Annotated in this window: 22 protein-coding genes and 1 riboswitch; of the genes, 10 read left to right on the top strand and 12 right to left on the bottom strand. The window is 47.4% G+C overall.

Going from position 1 to position 25,310, the window contains the following annotated elements:
* Window positions 1-4: 4 nt before the first annotated feature.
* Together G9G57_RS24805 and G9G57_RS24800 are read right to left on the bottom strand one after the other, a co-directional pair.
* Window positions 5-1,075 (bottom strand): ABC transporter substrate-binding protein, encoded by a 1,071-nt coding sequence (locus G9G57_RS24805; RefSeq protein WP_113050836.1) that lies wholly within the window; start codon window positions 1,073-1,075, stop codon window positions 5-7.
* A 19-nt stretch (window positions 1,076-1,094) separates the two neighbouring features.
* Window positions 1,095-2,093, bottom strand: a complete 999-nt coding sequence (locus G9G57_RS24800; RefSeq protein ID WP_019685774.1) for an ABC transporter ATP-binding protein — start codon at window positions 2,091-2,093, stop codon at window positions 1,095-1,097.
* A gap of 201 nt (window positions 2,094-2,294) precedes the next feature.
* Between G9G57_RS24800 and G9G57_RS24795 the strand changes: the two genes are divergently transcribed.
* Complete coding sequence (locus G9G57_RS24795) at window positions 2,295-3,173, top strand: LysR family transcriptional regulator (protein ID WP_113050835.1); 879 nt, start codon at window positions 2,295-2,297, stop codon at window positions 3,171-3,173.
* A gap of 141 nt (window positions 3,174-3,314) precedes the next feature.
* On the top strand, window positions 3,315-4,175 hold the full coding sequence (locus G9G57_RS24790; protein WP_113050834.1) for a hypothetical protein: 861 nt from the start codon (window positions 3,315-3,317) through the stop codon (window positions 4,173-4,175).
* Window positions 4,176-4,301: 126 nt separating this feature from the next.
* Here the strand turns inward: G9G57_RS24790 and argS are convergent, their stop codons facing one another.
* From argS to G9G57_RS24775, 3 genes are all read right to left on the bottom strand, one after another.
* Window positions 4,302-5,981, bottom strand: a complete 1,680-nt coding sequence (argS, locus tag G9G57_RS24785; RefSeq protein WP_016818563.1) for an arginine--tRNA ligase — start codon at window positions 5,979-5,981, stop codon at window positions 4,302-4,304.
* Complete coding sequence (locus tag G9G57_RS24780) at window positions 5,978-6,403, bottom strand: DUF1934 domain-containing protein (RefSeq protein WP_025363677.1); 426 nt, start codon at window positions 6,401-6,403, stop codon at window positions 5,978-5,980. Before G9G57_RS24780 ends, argS begins: the two co-directional genes overlap by 4 nt.
* 110 nt (window positions 6,404-6,513) lie before the next feature.
* Window positions 6,514-7,404: a LysR family transcriptional regulator gene (locus G9G57_RS24775; RefSeq protein WP_016818561.1), complete on the bottom strand. Its 891-nt coding sequence runs from the start codon at window positions 7,402-7,404 to the stop codon at window positions 6,514-6,516.
* 150 nt (window positions 7,405-7,554) lie between these two features.
* Between G9G57_RS24775 and G9G57_RS24770 the strand changes: the two genes are divergently transcribed.
* Both G9G57_RS24770 and G9G57_RS24765 read left to right on the top strand, forming a co-directional pair.
* Window positions 7,555-9,306, top strand: a complete 1,752-nt coding sequence (locus G9G57_RS24770) for an ABC transporter ATP-binding protein (protein WP_164965647.1) — start codon at window positions 7,555-7,557, stop codon at window positions 9,304-9,306.
* On the top strand, window positions 9,303-11,042 hold the full coding sequence (locus tag G9G57_RS24765) for an ABC transporter ATP-binding protein (protein ID WP_017427233.1): 1,740 nt from the start codon (window positions 9,303-9,305) through the stop codon (window positions 11,040-11,042). Before G9G57_RS24770 ends, G9G57_RS24765 begins: the two co-directional genes overlap by 4 nt.
* 119 nt (window positions 11,043-11,161) lie before the next feature.
* Here the strand turns inward: G9G57_RS24765 and G9G57_RS24760 are convergent, their stop codons facing one another.
* Window positions 11,162-12,454, bottom strand: a complete 1,293-nt coding sequence (locus tag G9G57_RS24760; protein ID WP_107735245.1) for an MFS transporter — start codon at window positions 12,452-12,454, stop codon at window positions 11,162-11,164.
* A gap of 264 nt (window positions 12,455-12,718) precedes the next feature.
* A complete protein-coding gene (speE, locus tag G9G57_RS24755) occupies window positions 12,719-13,546 on the bottom strand; it encodes a polyamine aminopropyltransferase (protein ID WP_164965650.1) in 828 nt (275 codons plus the stop codon).
* Between the two features lie 283 nt (window positions 13,547-13,829).
* Between speE and G9G57_RS24750 the strand changes: the two genes are divergently transcribed.
* A complete protein-coding gene (locus G9G57_RS24750) occupies window positions 13,830-15,887 on the top strand; it encodes a transglycosylase domain-containing protein (protein ID WP_117290649.1) in 2,058 nt (685 codons plus the stop codon).
* 148 nt (window positions 15,888-16,035) lie between these two features.
* Here G9G57_RS24750 and G9G57_RS24745 read toward each other — a convergent pair whose 3' ends face one another.
* Together G9G57_RS24745 and G9G57_RS24740 are read right to left on the bottom strand one after the other, a co-directional pair.
* Window positions 16,036-16,500, bottom strand: coding sequence for a transporter (locus G9G57_RS24745; protein ID WP_164965646.1), 465 nt, complete (start codon window positions 16,498-16,500; stop codon window positions 16,036-16,038).
* 135 nt (window positions 16,501-16,635) lie between these two features.
* Window positions 16,636-17,685, bottom strand: coding sequence for a hypothetical protein (locus G9G57_RS24740; RefSeq protein ID WP_117290647.1), 1,050 nt, complete (start codon window positions 17,683-17,685; stop codon window positions 16,636-16,638).
* 122 nt (window positions 17,686-17,807) lie between these two features.
* Between G9G57_RS24740 and G9G57_RS24735 the strand changes: the two genes are divergently transcribed.
* Together G9G57_RS24735 and G9G57_RS24730 are read left to right on the top strand one after the other, a co-directional pair.
* Window positions 17,808-18,200 carry a VOC family protein gene (locus G9G57_RS24735; protein WP_016818553.1) on the top strand — a complete coding sequence of 131 codons (393 nt, stop codon included), beginning with the start codon at window positions 17,808-17,810 and terminating at the stop codon, window positions 18,198-18,200.
* Between the two features lie 89 nt (window positions 18,201-18,289).
* The gene (locus G9G57_RS24730) at window positions 18,290-19,102 is read left to right on the top strand and encodes a pentapeptide repeat-containing protein (protein WP_117290645.1); all 813 of its coding nucleotides are present in this window, start codon (window positions 18,290-18,292) and stop codon (window positions 19,100-19,102) included.
* Between the two features lie 367 nt (window positions 19,103-19,469).
* Here G9G57_RS24730 and G9G57_RS24725 read toward each other — a convergent pair whose 3' ends face one another.
* The 3 genes from G9G57_RS24725 to G9G57_RS24715 all read right to left on the bottom strand — a co-directional run bounded on the left by G9G57_RS24725 (window position 19,470) and on the right by G9G57_RS24715 (window position 21,347).
* Window positions 19,470-19,820 carry a YunG family protein gene (locus G9G57_RS24725; protein ID WP_044788227.1) on the bottom strand — a complete coding sequence of 117 codons (351 nt, stop codon included), beginning with the start codon at window positions 19,818-19,820 and terminating at the stop codon, window positions 19,470-19,472.
* Between the two features lie 165 nt (window positions 19,821-19,985).
* On the bottom strand, window positions 19,986-20,492 hold the full coding sequence (locus G9G57_RS24720; protein ID WP_016818550.1) for a PTS sugar transporter subunit IIA: 507 nt from the start codon (window positions 20,490-20,492) through the stop codon (window positions 19,986-19,988).
* A 348-nt stretch (window positions 20,493-20,840) separates the two neighbouring features.
* Entirely contained in the window at window positions 20,841-21,347 is a 507-nt protein-coding gene (locus G9G57_RS24715; RefSeq protein ID WP_016818549.1) for a YwhD family protein, read from the bottom strand.
* 124 nt (window positions 21,348-21,471) lie between these two features.
* On the opposite strand from G9G57_RS24715, the gene G9G57_RS24710 reads away from it, so the two are divergent.
* The 3 genes from G9G57_RS24710 (at window position 21,472) to G9G57_RS24700 (ending at window position 25,243) form a co-directional block, all read left to right on the top strand.
* On the top strand, window positions 21,472-23,484 hold the full coding sequence (locus G9G57_RS24710; protein ID WP_117290643.1) for a M1 family metallopeptidase: 2,013 nt from the start codon (window positions 21,472-21,474) through the stop codon (window positions 23,482-23,484).
* 11 nt (window positions 23,485-23,495) lie between these two features.
* Complete coding sequence (locus G9G57_RS24705) at window positions 23,496-24,323, top strand: hypothetical protein (protein WP_117290641.1); 828 nt, start codon at window positions 23,496-23,498, stop codon at window positions 24,321-24,323.
* A 276-nt stretch (window positions 24,324-24,599) separates the two neighbouring features.
* Window positions 24,600-24,737, top strand: a riboswitch (cyclic di-AMP (ydaO/yuaA leader).
* Window positions 24,738-24,742: 5 nt separating this feature from the next.
* On the top strand, window positions 24,743-25,243 hold the full coding sequence (locus G9G57_RS24700) for a C40 family peptidase (RefSeq protein ID WP_016818546.1): 501 nt from the start codon (window positions 24,743-24,745) through the stop codon (window positions 25,241-25,243).
* Window positions 25,244-25,310: the final 67 nt, after the last annotated feature.

Genomic DNA, 25,310 nt, shown 5'->3' with positions numbered 1-25,310 from the left:
CGGCTTATTTGAACATTTGCGTGAACTTTTCCGTCACGTCTGATCCGTGTTCACCCATCCATTCCCAGTTGGTTTTCAGCAATGGGATTTCGTCGAGGTTTGCACGCTTGTCAGCTTTGATATCCGTGCGTCCAGGGAGTAGGGAAGCATCTGCTACTAGTTTCTGTGCTTCGTCTGACAACAGATAGTCAATGAACGCTTTGGCATTTTGCTCATGCTGTGTGGACTTGAGGATTGCGGCAGGACGCGGGCTAATGACCGTTCCCTCTGTCGGATAGACGATGTCAATCGGCTCCCCTTTGGCTTTAGCCTTGTAGGTCATGTAATCAACCGCAGCGACGACTACACCTTTAGCCCCCGTAATCACGGGATCCAGCGCTTCCTGATTCGCACCGGCCATGGCCACACCGTTAGCCTTGTACCGCTCAAACAACGTCCAGCCTCCATCGCCCTTGGCGCTCAGATAGCCTGTCATAAAATCCAACGCTGAGCCAGACAGCGATGGATCGGGAATGTTAACCTGATCCTTGTACTCAGGCTTCGCCAAATCGGCCCATGAAGTAGGTGGCGTTTTCACTAACTTCGTGTTATATGCAATACCCAAAGCAGAAGCACTTGTGCTGAAATAGTGACCCTCCTTATCGGACCAATCCGGGTTTAGCTTGTCCGCATTTTTGGCATCTGGATAGGGAAGTGTAAGTCCTTCCTTTTTCAAGCCTTGTACAGACGGAAGCGATGCCAGCACAACCACGTCCGCTACCGGATTCGCCTTCTCCGCTTCCATGCGGGCTAAAATCTTACCGGTCGTTCCCTGGAATAACTCTACCTTAACTCCACTCTGCGCCTCATACCCCGCTACCAGCTTTTTCGCCAGTCCATCCGGGCCTGCGCTGTAAACAACCAGCTTCTGATCAGTCGACGCCGCTCCTGCTTGTCCTGCTGATCCATCGGCTTGCGCCCCATCCTTCGATGTCGTAGCGGTTCCGCAGCCTGCCACAGCCAGTCCAAAAGTCAATGTTAAAGCAAGCATAGCCCCTTTTTTCCATCCTGTACGAAAAACACGCCTATTCATCATCTTATATAACCCCTTTTCCCTATGTTTCAAGTTGGTGGATGTATTGCGGTGATACCCAAATATGCATTTGTTCGCCTATGGGCAAGCGGGTGGAGTGATACGCAGTCCATTGCTCGCCGTTTTCGGCTACTAGACGGATTTCATAGCGATCGCCAACATAGCTGACATGCAGGATCTCTACTGTAAAAGTGTGCTGATCCGCTTGTTCCTGTTCCCAACGGACATGTTCAGGTCGAAATAGTGTCCGTTCCAACTCGATCCAGTTGGATTTGCCGATAAAGCTTGCCACCTCTGGATGAGACGGACAACCATAGATCACCTCTGGTGTTCCGGTCTGCAAAATATGTCCACTTTTCATAACCACTACTTCATCAGACATGGACATGGCCTCGATCTGATCATGAGTGACATATAAGGCGGTCAGCCCCAGATCGCGCACAAGTGATATCATCTCAATGCGCATCTCCTCCCGAAGTACGGCATCCAGTGCACTGAGTGGCTCGTCGAACAAAACCAGTCGAGGCCGGATAGCAACTGCTCTTGCAAAAGCAACCCGCTGCTGCTGACCACCGGACAGCTGATGGGGATAGCGATCCTCCATCCCTGACAACCTCACCTTATCGAGCGCCTCCAGCACCACTGCCCGCAGTTCCTTGCCTTGAGCGCTAACAGCCCCTTTTCCCCGCTTGCTCGCTCGCAAGCCGAAGGCCACATTTTCAAACACCGTCATATGCGGCCACAGCGCAAAATCCTGAAAGACCATACCAAAGTGGCGGAGATGTGCGGGAACATCCTTTTTGCGTTCAGCTGAAAAGAGAATTTCCTCTCCCATCGTGATTGTGCCGGTATCTGGTGTCTCCAGACCAGCAATCAAGCGCAAGAGCGTCGTCTTCCCACAACCGGACGGTCCGAGCAGTGTGGTGAACTTGCCCTGTCGTACGACCAGATTCGTCTCATGCAACGCGGTGGTATGGCCGAAGGTTTTACTTAATCCGCGAATATATAGATCCTGATTCATCGCATTACCTGCCTGTTCTTGTGACTGACCCCAGTGTAAAACTTGAATTCGCAACCTGTGTTATTGGGAAGTTAAAACAAAATTAATTATTTCAATGAATTGTGTTAACACTCATAGATTTAATCTATATAGAGGCGGTTGATGCTGTTGCCCAGAGAATAAGCATGATTGTTTGACTTAACTGAAAGCGAGGCATTCTAAGTGAACTTAAGTCTTCTAAAGTTACATATTGTAGAGCTGCTGAACAAGCACCATAAAATTACCACCGTAGCCGAGGTTCTCGGCCTAAAGCAACCCACTGTTACTTTTCATATGAAAAATCTGGAGCGTGAATTTGGAGTAAAGCTGTTTGATACACGTATGGGCAAAATCATCCTGACGGATGCCGGAGATGCGCTGCTGCACTATGCCACCAAGATTAATGCACTTGCGGCTGAGGCTGAGCGAGTTGTCCGTGAGTTCGATACGCTCCAACGAGGGAGTATACGGATTGGCGCAAGCTATGTACCTGCCACCTATCTGCTTCCTGCCGTGCTGCATCGGTTTGCCCGCGAGCATCCGGGCATTCACATTGCCTTGTCCGTGAAAACAGCGCCCGTGATCAAGGACATGCTCGCTCGCCACGAAATTGACCTCGGCATTATTTCGGCAGAGCCGTTTCAATCCCCAACGTTGCTCTCAGAATCCTTGGGAGAAGATGAACTGGTGCTCATCTGCTCACCCACTCATCCGCTCGCTAGCGAAACCGATGTAACACCCGAGCGCATCGCTTCTTCCTCTTTTGTGTTGCATGGGAAGGATTCCAGCACACGCCACGTGACTGACAAATGGCTGGAGCGCGGAAGGCGCCGACTTCCATCCTATCTGGAATTGGATTCACTGGAAGCTATCAAACAGGCGGTTATGCTGGGAGAACACATCTCCTTTGTCTCTCGCCTTGCTGTTCAATCAGAGGTTGAGCGGGGTTTACTGATCATAAGACCTATTCCGGGACAGCCTGTTGAGCGGCATATTTATATCGTCAGCAACAAAGATCGTCATCGCTCCGCGCTGATTCACAGATTCACTAAATATTTATGATGGAACCAAGATTAAATCTTAGCTGTCATATAAAAATTATGGTATTTTTTAACCAGAATACCATCTTAGCTTGACATACGACTGACAAATCACCCGTAAAGTGAAGCGTGTAACCTATTCGGACGAACAGGAGAGGATGAAATGAAAACAAGCCTGCGTATCACTAAATTCATGTCAGTAGTAACTCTGAGTGCAGTGCTGCTCGCAACAGGATGGAAAGGTGCAGAGCCCGTACAAGCCGCTGTCAATGCCACACCAAGCTATGAGGTAAAGCTGCTGCTGGATACAGCTCAGGTCCTCAATGCGGATGGCTCTTTAAAAAGCGGCATCGTAAATGAGTTCGGAATCAGTGAAGATGCGCAACGATTAAGCGTCGAGTATTTTGATACAGACTCCTTGCAATTGAATGACGAGGGCTGGAACGTTAGATTTCGCAAAAAAGAGGACAAAAAAAATTATGAGTTAACCTACAAAAAGCGATATACGATCACAAATGGGAATATCGACGCAGCACTTACCCAAGCGAATAAAGAAGGTTTCAGTGCCTCTGATGATAATTATGAGGCTGAGGTGGATTGGGGATACAGCAAGCAGACATTAAGCTTTTCCAATGATAAGAAAACGAACGCCTCCAAAGGATTAGCTCTGCCTTCCCCGTATCAGGCATTAAAACAATTGCAGGACAATCTTCCGGGCAAGCTGCAAAACTGGAAAAGCAGCAACTGGGGCAAACATACCTTGGCAAACTCCAGAGTACGCGGTCCTGTACAGGTCAGCAAATATAAGGGCAGCTTTCAGGGCTTGGATACTGACGTTGAAGTATGGCCTATTCGCAGCGCCAACGGATCGGGTACCGACAATATCATCGAAATCTCCTTCAAAACTTCGGATTACAATACTGCCGCAAGCAACCGCACCAAGCTGATGAATCTGCTACAATCCAAAGGATGGCTGATTCCTGCTGATTCCCTGAAAACGAATCTGGTACTGGAACGCTATTAAGCTACTCAAACTTATTGTATTCAAACCAAAAAAAGGAACCGAACGAGCCTCCCTAGAGGGCAGCACGAACGGTTCCTTTAACCATTATACATATGACTACAAAATCATTATGTTGCAGTTGTTTACTTACATACGTTCCGGTGCAGACACGCCCACCAGCTTCAGTACGTTGGCAATGGTCGTGCGGACCGCGCCAAACAACGCCAAGCGAGCTTGCGTTTGAGCGGCATCCTCCGTGATGACACGCTCTGCTTTATAGTAGCTGTGGAACATGGATGCCAGCTCGTAGACATAGCGAATCATACGATGCGGCGCAAAGTTTGCAGCTGCCACCGATACTTCCTCTGGCAACTCGCCAATTTTGCGCAACAAATCGTATTCATGCTCAGCCGTCAGCTTCGACAAGTCAACTTCTGCCAATGGCAGTACAGCAATACCCTGCTCTTCGGCTTGACGATATACGCTGCATGCACGTGCATGTGCATATTGCACGTAGAATACCGGATTCTCATTGGAGGTAGAAATCGCCAAATCCATATCAAAATCCAGATGCGAATCCATACTACGCATGGTGAAGAAGTAACGAATCGCGTCTACGCCCACTTCTTCCATCAGATCCTCCATCGTTACGGCCTTGCCAGTACGCTTGGACATTTTTACTTTTTCCCCGTTTTGGAACAAGCTGACCATTTGGGCAATCAGCACTTTAAGCTTATCCGGGTCATTGCCCAGTGCTTCCATTGCGGCCTTCATCCGTGGAATATAGCCGTGGTGATCCGCTCCCCAGATGTTGATGATCGTGTCATACCCACGAGCATATTTGTCACGGTGATAGGCGATATCCGGAGTCAGATACGTATAAGTACCGTCATTTTTGATCAATACGCGGTCTTTATCGTCACCATACTTAGTCGTGTTCAGCCAAGTAGCTCCGTCCTTATCATAAATTTCCTCACGGTCACGCAGCTCATTCAGCGCTTTAAGCACTTCACCGTTATCATACAGTGATGTTTCACTAAACCAGGAATCAAAAGGTACACGGAACCGCTCCAGATCACGCTTGATCTTATTCAGTTCCTTTTCCAGACCGTATTCACGGAAATAAGCGGCACGATCTCCCGGTTCCATAGACAACAGAGAATCGCCCTTCTCAGCCACCAGTTCCTTCGCAAACCCGATGATATCCTCACCATGGTATCCGTCCTCCGGCATCTCCGCAGGCTGTCCTAGCTCCTGCAAATAACGCGCTTCAATGGAACGGCTCATATTGTAAATCTGGTTCCCTGCATCATTAATGTAATATTCACGAGTGACTTGATATCCGGCAAAATCAAGCACATTACAGAGCGCATCCCCTACGGCTGCACCACGTGCATGGCCCAAGTGAAGACTCCCAGTCGGATTGGCGCTGACAAATTCGATCTGTACCTTTTTGCCCTCACCTACCTGTACACGACCGTAATCTGCTCCTTGCTCCTGTACTTGTCCGATCACTGCATAGAGGTAGCTCTTGTTCAGGCGAAAGTTAATAAAGCCTGGTCCCGCGATTTCCGCACTTTCAATAGAAGCGGAAGCTAAGTCCATATTCGCAATCAGATCTTCAGCGATTTGACGCGGGTTCTTCTTCGCAATGCGAGTGAGCTGCATGGCTACGTTGGTAGCTAAGTCACCGTGTGACTTGTCCTTAGGTACCTCCAGCGTAATGGTCGGCAGCTCTTCGCGACCCACGATTCCAGCAGCCAGCACCGCTGCCTCGATTGCTGAGGTCACCTTTTGATTAATAAGTTCCAGTGGATTGCTTGTCATGATTGTTGCTCCTCCTGTATATGCAAACTGATGGCAAAATGCCCCGAGAAATCCTCAAATACGTATAGATCATAAGTCCAGCTCACTTGTCCGGTGAATCCATCCATCCGAATATCGAGCTTCTGCGTATGCGCAGACATGTTCAGGTTTAAATAAGGCGAGCGGTAAAATCCAGGCAACCTGCGTCCCAGCGCGAACGACTGCTCTGATTGTACCTCACCGTGACGAATCAGCTTTAGCTCATCCGGTCCGATCTTGACTGTGTTCCGTGTCGTACCGCCCTCAGGACTCTCTTGCGGCTCCTCGTACCTTATATATAGATGCTTCCCGCGAACGATTGCTTCTCCAGGAAGCTCCTGTACCACATCTTCTCCGTCATGATGACTATGAAGACGGATTCGAACCTTTGCATTGTGTGGCATGTGTTCCAAACTCCATTCTATCGCTATCCTACTGTACTACTATATCCAGTTCCCGATTGCAATTCAAATGAGTTTTTACAAAAAGATGCTTTCGCCCTTAAAAAATTCAACTACTGTAGGTCAGCTACACTGGATGCCTGACTAAAACTTTCAATGAACCGGGAAGCCAAAGAAGACATGTATTTATCCTTCAACCAGACGGCAGCCACACGAGTGTGCAAATCTTCACACATAATTTCCTTAACAATTAAATGATTATTGCTGCCCAAAGACAATGCGGAGCTCGAAATCATGCCAATACCCAGCCCTTCGTTGGCCCAAAGAAGCGTGGTGCGGGCATCGTCATTTTTGCAAAAGTAGTTTGGCTCAAAGCCATGCTTCATACAGGTGTCGTGGATCAATTGCTCAAAACGACGATATACGATGAGTGGTCTGTTCTTCAGCTCAGCCAATGATATGCTCTTCTGTTCGGGACTCCAATCATGTTCTTCCGTCATCACTGCTACCATCGGCTCAGTGGACGCATATCTACACCCTAAATCAGTGGTATTAAAAGGAGTTCTGACGATACCGACTTCTACAATTCCTTTGTTCAAAAGATCGAGAATCCGGAAGGTATTTCCCTCATGTATTTCAAATTTTACACCCGCATAGGTTTTATGAAATTCGGAAAGCCTGTCTTTCATCAGGGTTGCCCCAGAGGAAGAAACCGTTCCAATGGTGAGCGTCCCCTTCATCCCCATGGCGAAATCGTTTATTTCCCTTGTCGTAGCATCCGTCAGCTCCAAAATCTGCTTGGCCCTGTTCCGTAAAATGATTCCGGCCTCTGTCAATTGAATGCTTCGTGAGCCTCGATGCACAAGCTTTACACCCAGCTCTTCCTCCAGCTGCATAAGCTGCTGACTTAAGGGAGGCTGTGCGATTTGCAGTTTTTTGGCTGCCGCTGTAATCTGTCCAGCGTCTGCAATCGCTAAAAAATATTTGAGATGTCTCAATTCCATCATGAACCTCCGGTCCTGATATATGTAAAACCTATATCTCTAATATATATTAAATATTATTCATATGGTTGGGGATATGCCATAATCATATTCAGATATGCAATTACAATAGAAAACTTTATACAATATTCAGGTTAGGTGATGGTTGATTTGTTGAAATTTGCTGTTTTTTTGAAACCCTATAAAAAGGAAACGATTCTTGGGCCTCTGTTTAAACTAATTGAGGCTATTCTGGAATTGTTGCTGCCTACTATGGTGGCTTTAATGATTAATCATGGCATTGGTAAGGGAGACACCCATTATGTTTGGCAAATGGGTCTTTTAATGTTGCTCATGACTATACTGGGCTTTGGCAGTTCTCTAGTGTGCCAGTTTTACGCAGCCCGTGCTTCCCAAGGATTCGGAACCACACTGCGCAATACGATGTTTAAGCATATTTCATCGTTTTCTTATGCAGATCTCGATAAATTCGGTACGCCCTCTCTCATCAACCGAATTACGAATGATGTGAATCAGCTGCAAACAGCTGTAGCGATGTTGATTCGTCTGGTTATTCGTGCTCCTTTTATTTGTATCGGGGCGATCATCATGTCCATGATACTGGACTTCCGCCTTGCTTTGGTGCTGTTGGCGGCTACACCCGTTCTGGCTTTGATTCTGTATGTAGTCATTACGAAGGCTTCTCCGCTGTACCAGCTATACCAGAAAAAGCTCGATAAAATCGCTCTGGTGCTAAGCGAGAATCTCACAGGTGTAAGGGTTATCCGTGCATTTGCCAAAAGAGGAGCTGAACGAGTAAAGTTCAATACCGCCTCAGATGACCTGACCCAGACCGCTATTCGTGTCGGCCGTATTTCTGCTCTACTTAGCCCAGCCACCTTACTGGTGGTCAACGGAGCTATTATTTCCATTCTGTGGATCGGCGGTATCCATATCCAATATGGATCTCTTACACAAGGAGAGATTATTGCGTTTATTAATTACATTACGCAGATTTTACTGGCCCTGATTGTGGTGACGAATCTCATTATTCTGTTCACCAAGGCGGCCACTTCAGCCGCGAGAATTCAGGAGGTTCTAGATACGGAAGCTTCGATTTCCGATACTGCCAATTCTGCATCATTAGACCAGGCAAGAACGGGTAAGATCGGCACAGTACCAGCTATCTCCTTTGATCATGTCTCCTTTGGCTACAATAAGACAGGACAACTGGCACTTAGCGATGTAGTCGTAGACATCTATCCCGGTGAAACGGTTGGAATCATAGGAGGAACAGGCTCGGGAAAATCCACCTTCGTGAATCTGATTCCCCGCTTCTATGATGCAGTAGAAGGTTGTGTACGTGTCGATGGCATCGACGTACGGCATTACAAGCTGGAGCAATTGCGGCAGAAAATCGGGATTGTTCCACAAAAGGCACTGCTGTTCACAGGGTCTATAGCGGATAATATCCGTTGGGGACATGAACATGCCACCAATGAGGAAGTCGCCCGGGCCGTCGCTATCGCGCAAGCGGATGAATTTATTTCTAACTTACCGGAAAAATTCGACGCCCCGATCACGCGAGGTGGACTTAATCTGTCAGGCGGCCAAAAGCAGCGACTTACCATTGCCAGAGCTATTGTAGGCAATCCGGAAATACTGATTTTGGATGATTCCTCAAGCGCACTTGATTTTGCAACTGATGCCGCCCTTCGGAAATCGCTTCGGGAAAATAGCACCCGCATGACTGTCCTGCTGGTCTCACAACGAGTAAGCAGTGTACAGCATGCCGATAAAATCATTGTATTTGATGAAGGCCGGATTGTCGGGATCGGCACACATGATCAGTTGATGAGCAGCTCGGAGGTATATCAGGAAATTAATCGCTCCCAGCTCTCAACGCAGGAGGTAGACCAATGAGTGGCAAGGAAACCTGGAGAAGATTGTTAACCTATGTGGGACAATATAAATCAACAACGTTTTGGGTCATCGTCAGTGCGATTCTCAGCGTGCTCGCCAGTCTGGTCGGACCCTATATGATTGGTCGGGCTATCGACCATATGGTGAATAAGGGAACGGTAGACTTTAGAGGTATTGCACAGATTTTAGCTGGACTAGGCGTTGTATATGTTGTAGGCAGTCTATTTAGTTGGCTGCTCACATATTTGACGAACCGCATTGCTTTTCAGACTGTAAATGATATGCGACGGGAGTTATTCGATCATTTTAATATCCTTCCGTTAAGCTTTCATGACAATCATCCGCAAGGAGATAGTATTAGCCGTTTTGTGAACGATATGGATGCCGTGTCGGATGGCTTGTTGCAGGGCTTTTCCACCTTGATCACCGGATTGATTACTATTGTTGGTTCGATTGTACTCATGCTGTATATCAGTCCAGTGATGACGCTGGTGGTATTAGTGTCTGCCCCCATCACATATGGCGTTGCACGGTTCATTACTACAAGATCGCAACGTATGTTCCGCGAACAGGCCAAAATTTTAGGAAGTCTGAACGGTTATGTGGAAGAAATGATTGGCGGACAGCGGGTAGTTACTGCCTTTCATTATGAAAATCGTTCGCTTGAGGAATTTTCCGCCCGAAACGAGCAGTTGTATCAAGCGGGAGTTAAATCACAGTTTTACGGATCTTTGTCCAACCCTTCCACCCGATTGGTCAACAACATGACTTTTTCAGTCACCGCTATGATTGGTTGTATTTCAATCATTTTGGGTGGGATATCGGTAGGCGGTTTGTCGAGCTTTCTCATTTACACCAATTTGTTCGCCAAGCCCTTTAATGAAATTACAGGAGTGCTGACCCAGTTTCAGGCTGCTACGGCTTCTGCTCAGCGCATATTTGCTATTTTGGATTCGCCGCCGGAGCAACCGGAAAAATCGAACGCCGTACAGCTGGAGCGTAGCAAAGGCACGATTCTGTTTGATCATGTGAAATTTTCCTATAATCCGGAACGGACGCTCATCACGAACTTTAGTTTGGAGGTCAAGCCAGGCACCCGCGTAGCTATTGTCGGGCAGACTGGAGCAGGCAAAACCACACTCGTTAACCTGCTCATGCGCTTTTACGATGTGGACAGCGGTTCGATCTCCATCGATGGGGTGAATATCAACGATATGAGCCGGGACAGCCTGCGGACTAACTTTGGTATGGTGCTTCAGGATACATGGCTGTTCAGCGGAACGATTCGGGACAATATCGCTTACGGGAAGCCAGAGGCCACAGACGAAGAAGTTATCGCGGCTGCGACAGCTGCCAATGCGCATAGCTTTATCAAGCGCCTGCCTCATGGTTACGATACGGTCATCAGCGGGTCAGGCGACAGCCTATCGCAAGGGCAAAAGCAGCTGCTCACCATCGCGAGGGTGATTCTCGTCGATCCACCTATGCTCATTCTGGATGAAGCAACCAGCAGCATAGACACCCTTACAGAAGCCCGTATCCAAAAGGCTTTTATGAAAATGATCGATGGACGCACCAGCTTCGTCATCGCCCACAGGCTATCGACCATCCGCGAAGCGGATCTGATCTTATATATGAAAAACGGCGATGTCGTCGAAAGCGGTACCCATGAAGGACTACTAGCAAGCGGCGGCCATTACGCCTCGCTTTATAACAGCCAGTTCACTACGGCCTAACATCGCAGTTATGGTAACAGGACGTTACGTTCGTAAAAAACGTTCTCCTTAAAAGTCGGTTGCTCTTATGCAACCGACTTTTTTGTTGTGGCACAGAAAGGAGCTATTGCTTATGTAATTCATATCCCTGCTCCCGTAGCGGTCGGATGATCAATCGGTTCGTCTTCCTGAAAATCACGCCGATACCACCAGCCGATCAGAACAGCAATGGTAGTCATAGCCGCAGCCAGCAAATACACCTGCACCATGCCGAATCGGTCAGCATACCAGCCCATGAATAATAAAGCCAGGCCAAAAGCGAGATTGGTAATCACATCAATCCCTGCCATCACTTTGGGTAGTTGGGCTGCCGGTGCACTGCTTTGTAGCAAGGTGCGGCGAATAATGCCCGCCATTTGAACAGGTAAGCCTGATACAGCAAAAAGAACAAGCGCAGCCACGGGAATGGTATTTAGCGCAAATACAATGGTAATCAGTACATACACCAGCAAAGCTCCGAGCATGTACAAAAAGCTGTTCTTTTGCAATCGCTTAACCAAGCCAACAACAATTAACCCACCCAAAATCGTGCCGGAGAAAAAGGACGCATTCATAAAGCCCCACCAGCTCTCATCACGATGCAACACTTGGCTGACGTACGCCAAAATAAATACACCGAGCCAGGAGACTCCCCCAATACTGTCCACGCTATCGACGATCATCAGAGAACGAATACGGCGGTTGTGCCAAATGATTTTCCAGCCTTCCCCAAGCTCTTTCCAATGGGAGCCTTTTTCCTTTTCCTTTGCGGGTTCTTCCGCATTTGTTGGGGAATTCGAAGCTTCAAGACCTAGGTGCTTCTGATCCAGCGGATCACGAATGAAGGACGTGACAGTTACAGCCACGAGATAACAACAGGAGGCAATTGCAAGCGTATTCAGGGAACCCAGCCAAGCCACAATAATTCCGCTTAATGCCCAGCCTGCACACCTGACCACCTGATCACTGACCGCTACCATGCCGTTGGCACGCATCAGTCCTTCACCCGTAGCCAAACGGGGTACAAGCGCATTACGCGCAGGATTGGTCCAGCCATCTAGGAAAGACATACCGAACACCATTACAAAAATAAACAGAAACGACCTCTGCTCAGGTACGATCCACAAATAAAGCAGCAGCAGCGTAAAAATGACGAACTGCCCAAACTGGGAAAATAGAAGAACCTGCGTCAGCCGAAATCGACCGAGCACGATCGGTGCAACAAGCCCACTAAGCACTTGAGCTGACAACCGGAACAACGGGATTAAAATAGTCGTCATTAAGGAATTACTTGAACTGAATACCAACACCACCACACTCAACATGTAGATGATATCTGCTGCGTTGGAGATCGTCTGAGACCCCAACAGGTAATAAAAAGAGCGTCTGATCAAAAAAGTTTCCCCCTCTTTGGTACATCGCCAATTTATGTATTTCCATAACCAAACCTCCCCTGTCGATTACAAATCTGTTAAATGTCTGGTTTTTTGTATGTTCTACACGTACCCTTAAATTTCCTTCTTTTATCTTAAAAGGAAATTCAGTGTCCACTATATTCTCATCCCTACTACGTTCTGATTTAACACAAAAAAAGCGTCTATAGCGCTCTTTTCGCTCTATACTGGCGATAAAGATCACTACGACGCTTCTTAAAATGTTTACTTTGTTAAATCTTCCACAAATTTAGGCAGTACAAACGCTGCTTTGTGCAGACGCGGACTGTAATATCGAGTGTCCATCTCTGGAATTTGGTTCTCGTCCACTTCGAGCGGATCATATTTCTTGCTGCCCAATGTAAATGTCCATAGACCGCTTGGATAGGTTGGAATGTTTGCACCATACACACGCACAATCGGGAAAATCTCTTTTACATCTTTGTTGACCTTCTGAATCAGGTCAGCCTTGAACCAAGGATTATCCGTCTGCGCCACGAAAATGCCGTCTTCCTTCAGCGCCTCAAAAATACCTTGGTAAAACCCACGTTCGAACAGCGGCGCTGCCGGACCCACTGGCTCCGTCGAATCGACCATAATCACATCGTATTCATTTTTGTGTTCGATAATATGCATGTAACCATCATTGACCAGCACTTCCACATTAGGCTCGTCCAACTTCCCGGCAATTTCAGGTAAATATTTTTTAGAATATTCAATGACTTTACCGTCGATCTCAACCAATACAGCCTTTTCCACTTCAGGATGCTTGATGACCTCACGGATAACGCCGCCATCGCCGCCACCCACAACCAAAACCTTTTTCGGATTCGGATGTGTATTTAAGGCCGGATGCGCTACCATTTCGTGATATACAAACTCATCCTTAACCGTTGTCATCACCATGCCATCCAGAACAAGCATATTGCCGAATTCCTCCGTCTCGATCATTGCCAGATCCTGAAAATCTGTTTTCTCAGAGACGTAGGTTTGTTTGATTTTTGCTGTAGTGCCGAAAGAGGGAGTCTGCTTCTCCGTAAACCACAAGTCCATCATTCCAACCTTCTTTCTGATCAAAGTATGTGTCCGGCAATCCGGTAGCATAAACATGGACTTTCCCTTATAACTGCAACACGCAAACGCCGAGTTTGCTATATTTATTGTACCAAACACACTTGAATTTCACACTTTTTGCATTATAAGCGATACCTGAATGGACTGCAAAAGCATTTTTAGGGCTTAATCTTGTTTAAAATAGATACGTATGCGCATCTGATGAATAGACGCTTTCGGATTGACTATACTGAGAACATCAACTATGGAAGGAGGTGGCATGATGACCGATACTACCGGGCGATCCTCCAAGCGTAAACCGCTTTGGCTTCGATGCTTTCAAGGGCTAATGTCTCTCACGATTCTGACGGTCATCGCCGCCTGCATTCTGCTCGCTTATTTGTACACAACCAGTCTTCCACTCGCCGATACAGATCGGAATTCACGTCTGCTCGATAGTCAGGGGCAAGTCATTGCTACCTTCTCTGCCGGAGGCAAGGAATCTATTCCTGTCCAGCTTGATCATATTTCGCCCGATTTAATAGCAGCTACACTGGCTGTGGAAGACCGGAAGTTTTACGATCATTTTGGCTTTGATTTCAAAGGCCTGGGCCGGGCAGTAATCGTTAATTTGACCCGCTGGGATATGTCACAGGGGGCCAGCACGCTGACTCAGCAGCTTGCGCGCAATCTGTACTTATCTCACGAGAAAACCTGGACGCGCAAGGCCAAAGAGGCCATCTATACTGCACAGCTTGAAATGAAGTATTCCAAGGATGAGCTGCTGCAAATGTATTTGAATGAAATTTACTATGGCCATGGGGCCTATGGCATTGAGGCGGCCTCGCAAATGTATTTCGGTAAATCCGCAAAGGATCTGGATTTGGCCGAAAGCGCCCTATTGGCAGGTATTCCGAAAGGACCGACCTACTATTCACCCTATAATCATATGAAAAACGCAAAGGATCGGCAGAAAATTGTACTGGACTCTATGGCACTCATCGGTAAAATTACACCAGCTGAAGCCAGCAAGGCCTATGAGGAAATACTGCCCTTGCGGCCCGAGAGCCAGCGTCGGACAGTGGAAGCCGCTCCCTGGTTTCGCGATTACGTTCGCCAACTAGCGACTCATCAACTTGGGATTAGCGAAGCGATGCTTGAGCATGGCGGGCTAAGCATTTATACGACGCTGGACATGCACATGCAACAGGCAGCCGAGGCGGCTGTCAATGAGGGCATGAAGAACAGCAATGGACTGGAAACTGCATTAATCTCTATGGACCCGCGTAACGGACATGTCAAGGCTATGGTCGGCGGAACGAACTATGTAGGGAATCAATATAACCATGCGCTAGCCACAACCCGGCAGCCAGGTTCCTCTTTCAAGCCGATCATGTATCTCAGCGCGCTCGATTCCGGTGAATTGACAAGTACGTCTAAGTTCGAAAGCCGACCAACGTTGTTCCACTACGACAACAACCGTAAAACTTATAAGCCCAAAAATTTTGGAGACAAATATTGGGGCGAAATAGATCTGCGGCGCGCCATTGCGGCGTCTGATAATATTTATGCCGTAAGCACCATTTTGCAGGTGGGAGCGGATAAGGTCATGGACCTCGCCAGCAAAATGGGCATTACGAGCGAGCTCAAGCCCGTGCCTTCGCTGGCGCTGGGCGTGTCGCCCGTCAGCCCGTTCGAGATGGCCTCGGCCTTCTCGGTCATCAGCAGCGGCGGGCAAAAGGTGGCTCCGGTAGCGGTGCTGCGCATCACCGATGCGGCCGGACGATCGCTGTACGAAGCACCGCAGGCCGCACCTGTGCAGGTCGTGAAGCCCGCCTCCGCCTATGTCCTCACACGCCTCATGGAAGGCGTGTTTGAAGAAGGCGGCACCGGTAACCGGGTCGCGAAGCTGATCAAACGCCCGGTTGCCGGCAAGAGCGGCACGACCAACACGGACGCATGGATGGTCGGCTTCACCCCCGAGCTATCCACCGCTGTTTGGGTTGGATATGACAAAGGCAAGGCCATCAGCACGCAGGATGCCCGGCGGGCGGCACCGATTTTCGCACAATATACAGAAAAAGCGCTGGAGAATGTGCCGCCCAAAATCTTCCCGATCCCTGACGGCGTAGTCAGCGCCTATATTGATCCGGCCAGCGGCAAGCTGGCTGCGCCGGACAGTCCCGACAAGCGGCTGGAGGTATTCGTTAGCGGTACCGAGCCGAAAGAGACCCTATCGGGGCAGAATAACCCACAGGCATCGGCACCTACTGACCAAGCGGAACGGCAGGCCGAAAAAAAATCCTGGTGGGGCAATTTTAAGCGATGGTGGATGGAGTAATAGCAAAAAAAGACTGGGAAACGCCATGATGCGCTCTCCCAGTCTTTTTTATCTTTACTTCACTTATTTCATTCGCCCATTATAGCTCTCTTGCCAGTGCCATCAGCCATTCCCCAGTTAAGCCCCGTTCTTCCCTAAAGCTGCGCTATTACCAAAAACAACTAAACGACTCAATACGGTTGGTGTCTACACCATAGTAAAACCAAAAACGTCCACTCCACCGAAAACCCGCTACCGATGTTCTGCCTACAAAGACAGGGTACATCCAGAAACGCTCTCCGTTCGTCAGCCATACAAACGTATTGCGGAACAAACAACCGAAAATGGCTCCAGGGTCAACCGCAAATGTTGAAACTAGCGGCTTTGGTGGCGTAAATGGTGGTGGTGGGGAAGTTGGTGCTTGAGCTTGTTGCCCACCTTGCGGACCGAACGGCCCTTGCGGCGGCGGTGAGAAAGGCTGTGGCGAAAAGGGGCCTGGCCCTGGTGGCGGACCTACCGGAGACGGAAACGAATCCTGTATATCAGGAAATTGTGGAATCGAAGGACCTGACGGTGTGAATGGACCCGGAATACCCGGTTGCGTTCCGAAAGGAACTTGTGGCAGTAAAGACATGTGTTTCACTCCTTGTGTTCTAGGCTGATGTATCCTATGCGGGACATCAGCCCGTGGACTGGGCGAATCCCTATATCACCGCCAAACTCCGTCATTTCGTCCTTTTATACCAAAATTTCTTATATCTCAACCCGGTTAACTCCCCGTCTGGACATGCTCCAGCTCAATTTCATGCACCATTTTGATCTCGATTCGTTTCCTAATCTCATCATACTGTTCCAGCAACCGGTGCTCATACCCCAAATGTTCGTTCATCCAACCTATCATAGAGTCATCCTTATGCTCCGTCGACCAGCTAAACAAATCGCTATAGATTTGAGCAAATGATTCCTCGTTACAGCGAGCGAACCGGATTGGCCGAGCTCTATAGCTGAGCTTTAGTTCCAACATTTCATATAACACATCCAAGCGGTACTCCAATGCCTGTACACCTGCTTTGAATACATCGTAGCTTTTTATATCCTGAATAAGCTCTCTAAAGGTCAACCCTACATGCTGCATAGCAATATAAGACCACACACAACTTCCCGTAGCCGTTCCATGAGCCTCCCAAAGCGGATTCCACAAAATAGATCGGATCGTATCCTTCTGCTTTTCTCCAAACAATGCAATTCCAGCAATAATTCCCGCATTACAGTCTACGGAAGCATGCCGCTCTCCCCAATGCACCAATCGCGGAACCATATCCTCTGTAGTACATTTAAAGCTCAGTAGAGGTAAGAATTCATTAAACAGATTTTGATTTACTGCTTTTTCCAATTCAGTCGCCAATCGTTCACGAAACGATTCGCATGGAAGATGTACGAGCCCCAGACAAGCATCCACGGATGCTGCCCCATAGGGCCCGTTCAACCATGCGACGAGATCAGCCGCAGCTTCCACATAACCCAAATAACCTAACACATGCAGCACACCATCAGGTATATGTTCCTGGGATGTCTGATTTCGAACGTAACGCCCGTACATATCCTGCGCCAGAGCAACATCTCCGCATCTCATGATCGGCCCAAGTAACAAACCCCTAACATAGTGATCAGGATCTTCTACAAAAAGCCAATATAACTCCCAAGCATCCTCCGCGGTTCCGTATTGGGCAACTACATCCGTATAGGCCGAAATAATGCCGGCGTCCAGTTTCCTGCCTGAACCCACCATCTCAATAAGCTTTGCTGTCGCATCTATCATCTGGTTTCCCCTTCCCAGTTATGCCTATCTTTCTTTATGAAGTACTTCTCTAATCATGAATATTTCTATTACTAAAGAGAAAAAATGTTATCATCTATAATCCACTCAAGGGAGCTGATCTGATGCAGGATTCTAGTCCAAAAATCACAACGTTTTTCATGTTCCCCGGTCAAGCAGAGGAAGCCATGCAATATTATACCTCTGTATTTAAGCCGTCTGGTATCATGAGCATTTTTCATCAGGAAGATGGGACCGTGTTACATGCCGTATTCAACCTCAAAGGGCAAACCTTTATGGCCATAGACTATAACCATCAGGACAAACACTCTTTTACTCCAGCTCTATCGCTATTCGTCACTTGTGATTCGGAAGAAGAAATTCATCGTGTGTTTGGTCAGCTATCTCAGGAAGGCCGAGTTTTGATGCCCCTTGAAGCCTCGCCCGTAAGCCAACAGTTTGGCTGGGTCGAAGATAAATACGGTGTTTCATGGCAATTGAATTTGGCAAAAGGGTAATCGACCTATTTTACTTAGCAATACACCATCCTGCATCTTTTTTTGGTATTATTACATGTAGTAGGTGCTAATAAAAGGATGTGTATTTATTGTATACTGCCGATTGTGAAAAATGTTTTGGTTTATGCTGTGTCGCCTTGCCTTATGCCAAATCTGCTGATTTTGCCTTTAACAAGGATGGAGGAACTCCCTGTCAACATCTAAATGCGGATTATCGCTGTGACATTCATAAGAACCTGAGGAATAAAGGCTTGCGAGGCTGTACAGTATATGATTGCTTTGGGGCAGGTCAAAGAATTTCCCAAGTTACATACAACGGAAAAAGCTGGCGAGACGACCCGGCAATAGCTGATGAAATGTTCAATCTATTTCCCATCATGCAGCAGCTTTATGAAATGCTCTATTACCTAAATGAAGCCCTCAGCTTACAAGAAACTCACTCCATCTATACCGAGTTACAAGAAGCAATGGCGAAAACCGAGCAGCTTACGGATCAAGATCCAAAATCCCTCATAGATCTTCATGTACCCACCCATAGGGCGCTAGTCAATGATTTACTTGTACAAACAAGTGAGTTAGTGCGAGAAAAATGTAAGAAAAACATGGAGAACCATAAACTGAGTAAAAAAATCAAAAGTAGAGACCTGATCGGTGCCAATTTAAGAGGCGCTAATCTGAGAGGTGCCAACCTGAGAGGCGTTCTACTGATTGCTGCTGACCTGCGAGAAGCTGATTTGAGCATGACTGACCTCATCGGGGCAGACTTTAGAGATGCTGATTTAAGTGGGGCTAATCTGGAGGGAAGTATCTTTCTTACACAAGCGCAATTAAATTCGGCTAAAGGCAATTGCAAAACCAGACTGCCCTCGTCTCTATGCGTTCCCAGCCATTGGCTGCATTAGTTTTATTCGTAAGCAACAATACTTACCTAAACGAAAAAGAAGTAGACCGCCCTCGACAAGGTACCGATCTACTTCTGATATTTTAATGTTCACCCCGTAACTTCACTCATCCGGTGCATATTGCTCTGTGGTGCTTTCCTGATAAAACAGACTTGATCCTTGCATCCATAATGAATAGTAGATCCTGTATCCTCATAATAACCCAAGTTTTCAAAATTGGCGGGCTTTGTGACCTCAATTAGATTCAGCAAATCCTGTGCAACTTCTGCTATAGAGTCTTTCTCAGTATCTCCCCCTATAGCTGAACCACCCGGCCCCTCGTATGCAGTCAATATCCAGCTTTGCCCAGTCGAATTTGTTGCTTTAATTATGTACCCATATACGATTCCCCTAGTCTCCGGCTTAAAGCTGCATACTGCTCTGCGTTGGTGTCTGAAAATGCTTCTTCCCGGTTGGATTGTACATGCTGATACTGTGGAAGGCTTGAAAATTGTGACTCCGTAAAATCTATAATGTCCTCACCGATGCGATTGTAATAATGCCAGCCACTATCCAGCCATGTCTTCAAAATATCACCGCCAAGCCTGTCCTGAACGACGAGCGCTGTGACGCCACATTGTCCGGCGGCAGGATTATCGACTGTCCATTTAGAGCTAGACTCCAAAGACCAAGCCTGAAACAACGCCTTTTCTAATTTTAAAATACGGTTTGCATTCAATATACATTTCCCCTTTCACAACCATTCTACATTATCCTAAACTGGACTTACTTATTAAAAGAAAAGACCAACCAAGATCTCCTGGTTAGTCTTCTTCTACATATTTTACCTTTACATTCAAAGAATTTTTTCTATGAGCATAATAGTAGGAAACAAAAATGCTAACTATGCTTTCAAGTGAACTCTTAATACAGGTACATCTGGAGAAGCAGATGGATTATCCAGTATTTCGACATGGCTGATCATATCTTGCCCGTCTGGAACGATTACTGGAGTAATTACAGGTAATCCACCCTGTTGAATTGCATCCAGATCAAATTCCATCAATAATTGCCCTGCTTTAATGCTATCTCCTACTTGAACTTTAGGATTAAATCCCTGTCCTTTGAGGGAAACGGTATTAATGCCGACATGTATCAAAACTTGTACGCCAGATTCATGTTCAATAATGAGAGCGTGTTTGCTTTTCTCCATAACATGAGCAACTTTTCCCGCGAAAGGAGCGGTGACCCTACCCTCAGACGGATGAATAGCGATGCCATCCCCCATAGCTTTTGTCGAGAATGCAGGATCTGGAACCTCTTCCAGAGAAACCACTTTTCCTTTAACCGGCGCTACCATGTCGAATTGTTCAATACGGGGAGCCGCCTTCTTTTTCAACCATTTAAACATAACGATGCCACCTTATTTAGAGATTACATTCATAAACAGCGATAGGAAAAAACTTCATCTTTTTAGGAACCGGTTCCACGAATTAAATAAAAACTGGATTGAAACCGATTTCTATTTGAATTATAGTGAATGCCTTTCCATGATGTCAAGGCGATGATGTTCATAACTTACATGAAAAGGAAGTAGACTACTATTTTATTGTCCGGTACATATTTTATGAGGTCAGAAAACTAACAATTGAAGGCATCATAGAGCTTATATAGAGATTCCAATTCGGTTCTTCTTATAGGAAAAAGCAGCCTACAGTGGCTGCTTTTCTACAATACTGTTACTTCGTTAACGCTAGGCTTACCCTTCCAGCGCCTGCTTCAATTCCTCAGGCGAAGCGTCCCACCATTCCTGATTATGCGAAATCAGCAGGCTTCTGAGCGCTGCTTTATCTTCGCTGCCGAGATCATCCAGCATAAAACGGCGCTTGAGTGCATAATCCATACGATTAACATGATCGGCAAGAATTTTCCAGCCGCGTTTGGCTTCGTCGTCAATCAGCATCTCGCAGGCCGTCGCGCCACCATACATACGTCCTTCGGGCGTACGGTCCACAGCTACCCATACCAGCCATACCTGGCGTCCGTTCGGTACGTCCTCTTTATTCGTAGAGAACTTGATTCCACGTTCTACTTTACTTTTGGCATGCATGGCACCGACATCAATTTTCGCCTCTCCGCGGTCAATGATGACCGGGGACATGCTGTTCAGGTCGATTGAGCCTGCGCCGAAGCCCTTATGTTTACTCTTGCCACTGACAATATTCAGTGCAATCTGCTTTTTGCCGTCCGGTTGATTTTCACTCATGCGTCACTAGACCTCCAATTTCCGTCTTCACACTCATTCTACACTATAAATATTTTAACTAATAATCTCCCGAAAGCAAACATATACATGCTGTAGATGCTTGTCAACGGGAGGTATCCATTGTATGACCCCAGCACGCTCCAAAATCGTTTTATTGTCTACACTAGCCCTCGGACTCCTCGCAGGGACGTTATGGTTTGCCTGGCAACCCCAATCGCAATCCGCCCCTCAGTCTGCAGGCAAACTACTATACGGCTCCGAGTCTGAGTCTGCGCTTGCGCCAGATATGGGCAAGCCTCTAGGGGCCAACATCATGCCCGACCTGCCCAAGAACCCTCCACAGCCCGCTTCGGAAATTCTCAGCAAACGGGTGGTGGAATATCACATTGATGTATCTCTGGAAAAAGGACGGGTTTTGCGAGGCACTGAGACACTGACCTGGAAGCATCCGGGTAAGAAAACTGTGAATGATCTGTATCTTCATCTATACCCGAATGCCTTCTCTTCCATGGAAACCACCTTTATGAAGGAATCCGGCGGAAAGCTGCGCGGAGACACCATGCCTAAGGACGGCTTTGGCTCCATGACGCTGACCGAACTAAAAACAGAAGACGGTTTATCTCTCATGCACCGCACTCAATATGTACAACCAGATGACGGTAACGCAAGCGACCGTTCGCTCATAAAGGTGCGTCTACCCAAGCCGGTACGAGGTGGCGAAGAAATCACACTATATATGAAGTTTGAAGTCAAACTGCCTGGCATTTTTGCTCGTATGGGTGCGACAGATGATTTTGTAATGGCTGGACAGTGGTTTCCAAAGCTCAGCGTCTATGAGACTGCAGGACAACGCGGACGCGCCGAGGAGGGCTGGAACCTCCATCAGTACCATGGCAACTCCGAGTTCTATGCCGACTTCGGAATTTACAGTATACGGATTCGGGTGCCTGAAACACACATCGTAGCAGCGACCGGTTTTCCCACCCGTGGTGCAGTACGACAGAACGGCCAAAAAATATATCAATTTTATGCCGATGATGTACACGATTTTGCCTGGTCTGCTTCACCCAACTTTGTAGCCGTAGAAGAACCCTTCTCTTCTACTGAGGTTCCTGGTGTCAAAATCAAGCTCTATCTGGACCCGTCCCATAAGGAACTCAAAGGACGTTACATGAGCGCAGCCAAGGCTGCCCTTTCGTACTACAGCAAATGGTACGGGCCTTATCCATATTCCACTCTATCCATCGTCGTTCCACCCAAAACAGGCAGTGGAGCCGGCGGCATGGAATATCCGACACTCATCACGGCCGCAGCTGCGGACCAACTGAATCCCGGCTATAATCTGGAACGGACGCTGGTTCATGAGATTGGGCATCAATATTTCTACGGAATGGTAGCCAATAATGAATTTGAGGAGCCCTGGCTGGATGAAGGCTTCACCTCCTATGCAGAAGAACGGCTCATGGAGCAAGAATATGGGCTTATCCCCAACTTGCCATTACAATCCGGACAGGTAGCTTCTCCACAGCCCCTAAACCGCGAATCCTGGAAGTACGGATCGTCGGCTGAGTATGCACAAAATGCCTACTCACGAGGCAAGCTGGTACTACGAGGTATTGAACGTCAGGTGGGTACGAAAAAAATGGACCGGATTATGCGAACCTATGTCCAGACCTACCGATTCAAGCATCCGACCTCACAGGATTTTCAGCGTGTCGTGGAGAGGGTGACTGGACGCTCATGGAGCCACTATTTTGAACAATATGTATATGACGGCCAGATGGCGGACTTTTCTGTCGATCGCATCACGAACCGCAAGTTGGAGAATGGATATGAAGCAGTCGTGACGCTCAGCAAAAAAGGAGCAGATTATCCCAAAATCCCTGTTCAATTTACCTTCAAGGATGGCACAACGATATTCAAGGCATGGGATGGTGCGGGCAAAAGTACAACTTTCCGACTCAAAAGCGCTTCCCCCGTGTCCTATGTGACTGTAGATCCTCTATACACTATTGCACTGGAGAACAAGCATATTAATAATAGCCTGAAGGCTGAATTGGACGAAAAACAACAAACCCGTTGGAGTGTAAGTGTAACCAAGCTGTTGGAGACACTGCTTGGAAGTCTGTCATGGTGAGGTGTCTATAGATGCGGACTGTTATAAAAGAAGGCTGGGCGCTGGTACGCATACGCTTTTATATCGTTATCATTTTATTTCTGTATCGTTTGCTGTGGGGAGTATTTCTCTATAGGCTGGTACAGTCTGCCGTTATCCCGCTGCTGCTACGTTATCCTGATCAGAGCCAAAACGAACTGGGAAAGACCTTGTTTTGGATGGAGGGCCAGATCGCCTTGATGGACAGCCGGGAAGTACATGTGTACTTGTGGATATTACTAGGGGCGACCGTATTGCGCATACTAATCACTCCCTTCATTAGAGCTGGCATATATCAAAGCCTGCATACCGATGCGTCTGAACCGCAAAGCCTGTCCTTCTTCAAGGGGATGAAACGCCACGGTATGTCATCGCTATTGTATTACATCATCGAGTTGGGTTTGCTGCTGCTTCCCGCCTTTTGGGTGGTACCGAGACTCTATCCTATTGTAGTAGGAACGTTGCAATCTTCCTCTTACCTGCTGCATTTGTTGCCCTATGCCATGGGGTGGATAGCTTACGGTTGGGTCATTCGGCAGTGCATCCTGTATATGCAGCTGGGCACTGTCAGTGGTCACGCCATACTATCCTCCCTGCTTGCCTTCTTTCGCCAGCTTCTTCCGGCTGTTGGTGTATCCCTGTTGCTCGGTACTTGTGTGTTGCTAGTTTTCGGTCTATTTGGCACCGTGGCGATGATTTGGACGGGTATGTTGGCGCTGATTCTCCAGCAATCGTATCATTTTGTTACCAGTCTGGTCAGGCTGTGGCATATCAGTTCACAGTATCGGCTATGGCACATCGATATCTCCAGCAGAGGCTAACCCCTCACAATATGCTCTCTCCTGTATTTTCAGCTGTCGAAAAAACTTTTTTCTTTCCCGTGCAAACAGCACATAACTGAATACTGTTAACAGAATCTGTTCCTGGAGCGTTAGGAACAGATTTTTTTTGTAACTTTTTGCGATGAAACATTTGCCAAAGCCTGCTGTCTTTGTTACAATAATCGCAGTGAACTGATAGTAACAACTTTGTAATCTTTATTGTAACCTTTATCTTAAAAACATCGTTGTCGTGAATACTGCTCTCCAAGGTGCACATCTTAAGTTAAGCCTAATTCCTGGCACCTAGGAAGCGGGGGAACCAGTTTGGGTGAATTGATCTCGCAACAGAGTGGTCATAGGGGAACCTTCTACCGAATCCTTAAGCTAACCTCGCAGGCATTGGAAGGGGTATATTTTTTTTGAAGAAGAAGCTAACGATCGCAGCCATGGGTCTCGCCATTGCCTTTACATCTTTTACATTCGGTGGCAGCAGTGCATTTGCAGACTCTAAGATGGACCAGGTCATCCAAGATGCCAAAGGAACGAACTACAGAAGCGGAGGCACTACACTCGAGGGATTCGATTGCTCCGGCTTCACAATGTATGTATTCAACAAACTGGGAATTAAACTGCCGCATCAATCTGGATCACAATTCAAAATGGGTTCTTCTGTATCCCGCGATGAAATGAGACCAGGCGACCTGGTGTTCTTCAACACCACAGGAAGAGGCGTTTCCCATGTAGGTATCTTCGTAGGTGAAGGGAAATTCGCCCACTCCTCGACTTCACGTGGTGTAGTAGTTAGCTCACTGAACGAAAATTATTACGCTAACCGTTATGTCGGTGCAAAAAGAATTATGAGCACAGACGCTTACCATTCTGTAGCTTCAGATATTCCTGATGACGACAACGTAGAATAACTACCGCACAGCAAGCTAACCCTAGCCGCAATTTGATTCTGGCCGGAATCGAATTGCGGTTTTTTAT

This window comes from Paenibacillus sp. EKM211P, assembly GCF_011066175.1.
GTDB lineage: Bacteria > Bacillota > Bacilli > Paenibacillales > Paenibacillaceae > Paenibacillus > Paenibacillus polymyxa.
Note: the sequence above shows the minus strand (reverse complement) of the source record. Positions and strands in the feature narration are given on the sequence as shown.

What these genes read in the sequence shown, in the direction of transcription:
- G9G57_RS24720 (WP_016818550.1), bottom strand. Translation starts at nt 20,492, where the DNA reads ATGTTTAAATGGTTGAAAAAGAAGGCGGCTCCCCGTATTGAACAATTC.
- G9G57_RS24735 (WP_016818553.1), top strand. Translation starts at nt 17,808, where the DNA reads ATGCAGGATTCTAGTCCAAAAATCACAACGTTTTTCATGTTCCCCGGT.
- G9G57_RS24790 (WP_113050834.1), top strand. Translation starts at nt 3,315, where the DNA reads ATGAAAACAAGCCTGCGTATCACTAAATTCATGTCAGTAGTAACTCTG.
- G9G57_RS24780 (WP_025363677.1), bottom strand. Translation starts at nt 6,403, where the DNA reads ATGCCACACAATGCAAAGGTTCGAATCCGTCTTCATAGTCATCATGAC.
- G9G57_RS24715 (WP_016818549.1), bottom strand. Translation starts at nt 21,347, where the DNA reads ATGAGTGAAAATCAACCGGACGGCAAAAAGCAGATTGCACTGAATATT.
- G9G57_RS24750 (WP_117290649.1), top strand. Translation starts at nt 13,830, where the DNA reads ATGACCGATACTACCGGGCGATCCTCCAAGCGTAAACCGCTTTGGCTT.
- G9G57_RS24705 (WP_117290641.1), top strand. Translation starts at nt 23,496, where the DNA reads ATGCGGACTGTTATAAAAGAAGGCTGGGCGCTGGTACGCATACGCTTT.
- G9G57_RS24800 (WP_019685774.1), bottom strand. Translation starts at nt 2,093, where the DNA reads ATGAATCAGGATCTATATATTCGCGGATTAAGTAAAACCTTCGGCCAT.
- G9G57_RS24710 (WP_117290643.1), top strand. Translation starts at nt 21,472, where the DNA reads ATGACCCCAGCACGCTCCAAAATCGTTTTATTGTCTACACTAGCCCTC.
- argS (WP_016818563.1), bottom strand. Translation starts at nt 5,981, where the DNA reads ATGACAAGCAATCCACTGGAACTTATTAATCAAAAGGTGACCTCAGCA.
- G9G57_RS24740 (WP_117290647.1), bottom strand. Translation starts at nt 17,685, where the DNA reads ATGATAGATGCGACAGCAAAGCTTATTGAGATGGTGGGTTCAGGCAGG.
- G9G57_RS24765 (WP_017427233.1), top strand. Translation starts at nt 9,303, where the DNA reads ATGAGTGGCAAGGAAACCTGGAGAAGATTGTTAACCTATGTGGGACAA.
- G9G57_RS24775 (WP_016818561.1), bottom strand. Translation starts at nt 7,404, where the DNA reads ATGGAATTGAGACATCTCAAATATTTTTTAGCGATTGCAGACGCTGGA.
- speE (WP_164965650.1), bottom strand. Translation starts at nt 13,546, where the DNA reads ATGGACTTGTGGTTTACGGAGAAGCAGACTCCCTCTTTCGGCACTACA.
- G9G57_RS24745 (WP_164965646.1), bottom strand. Translation starts at nt 16,500, where the DNA reads ATGTCTTTACTGCCACAAGTTCCTTTCGGAACGCAACCGGGTATTCCG.
- G9G57_RS24805 (WP_113050836.1), bottom strand. Translation starts at nt 1,075, where the DNA reads ATGATGAATAGGCGTGTTTTTCGTACAGGATGGAAAAAAGGGGCTATG.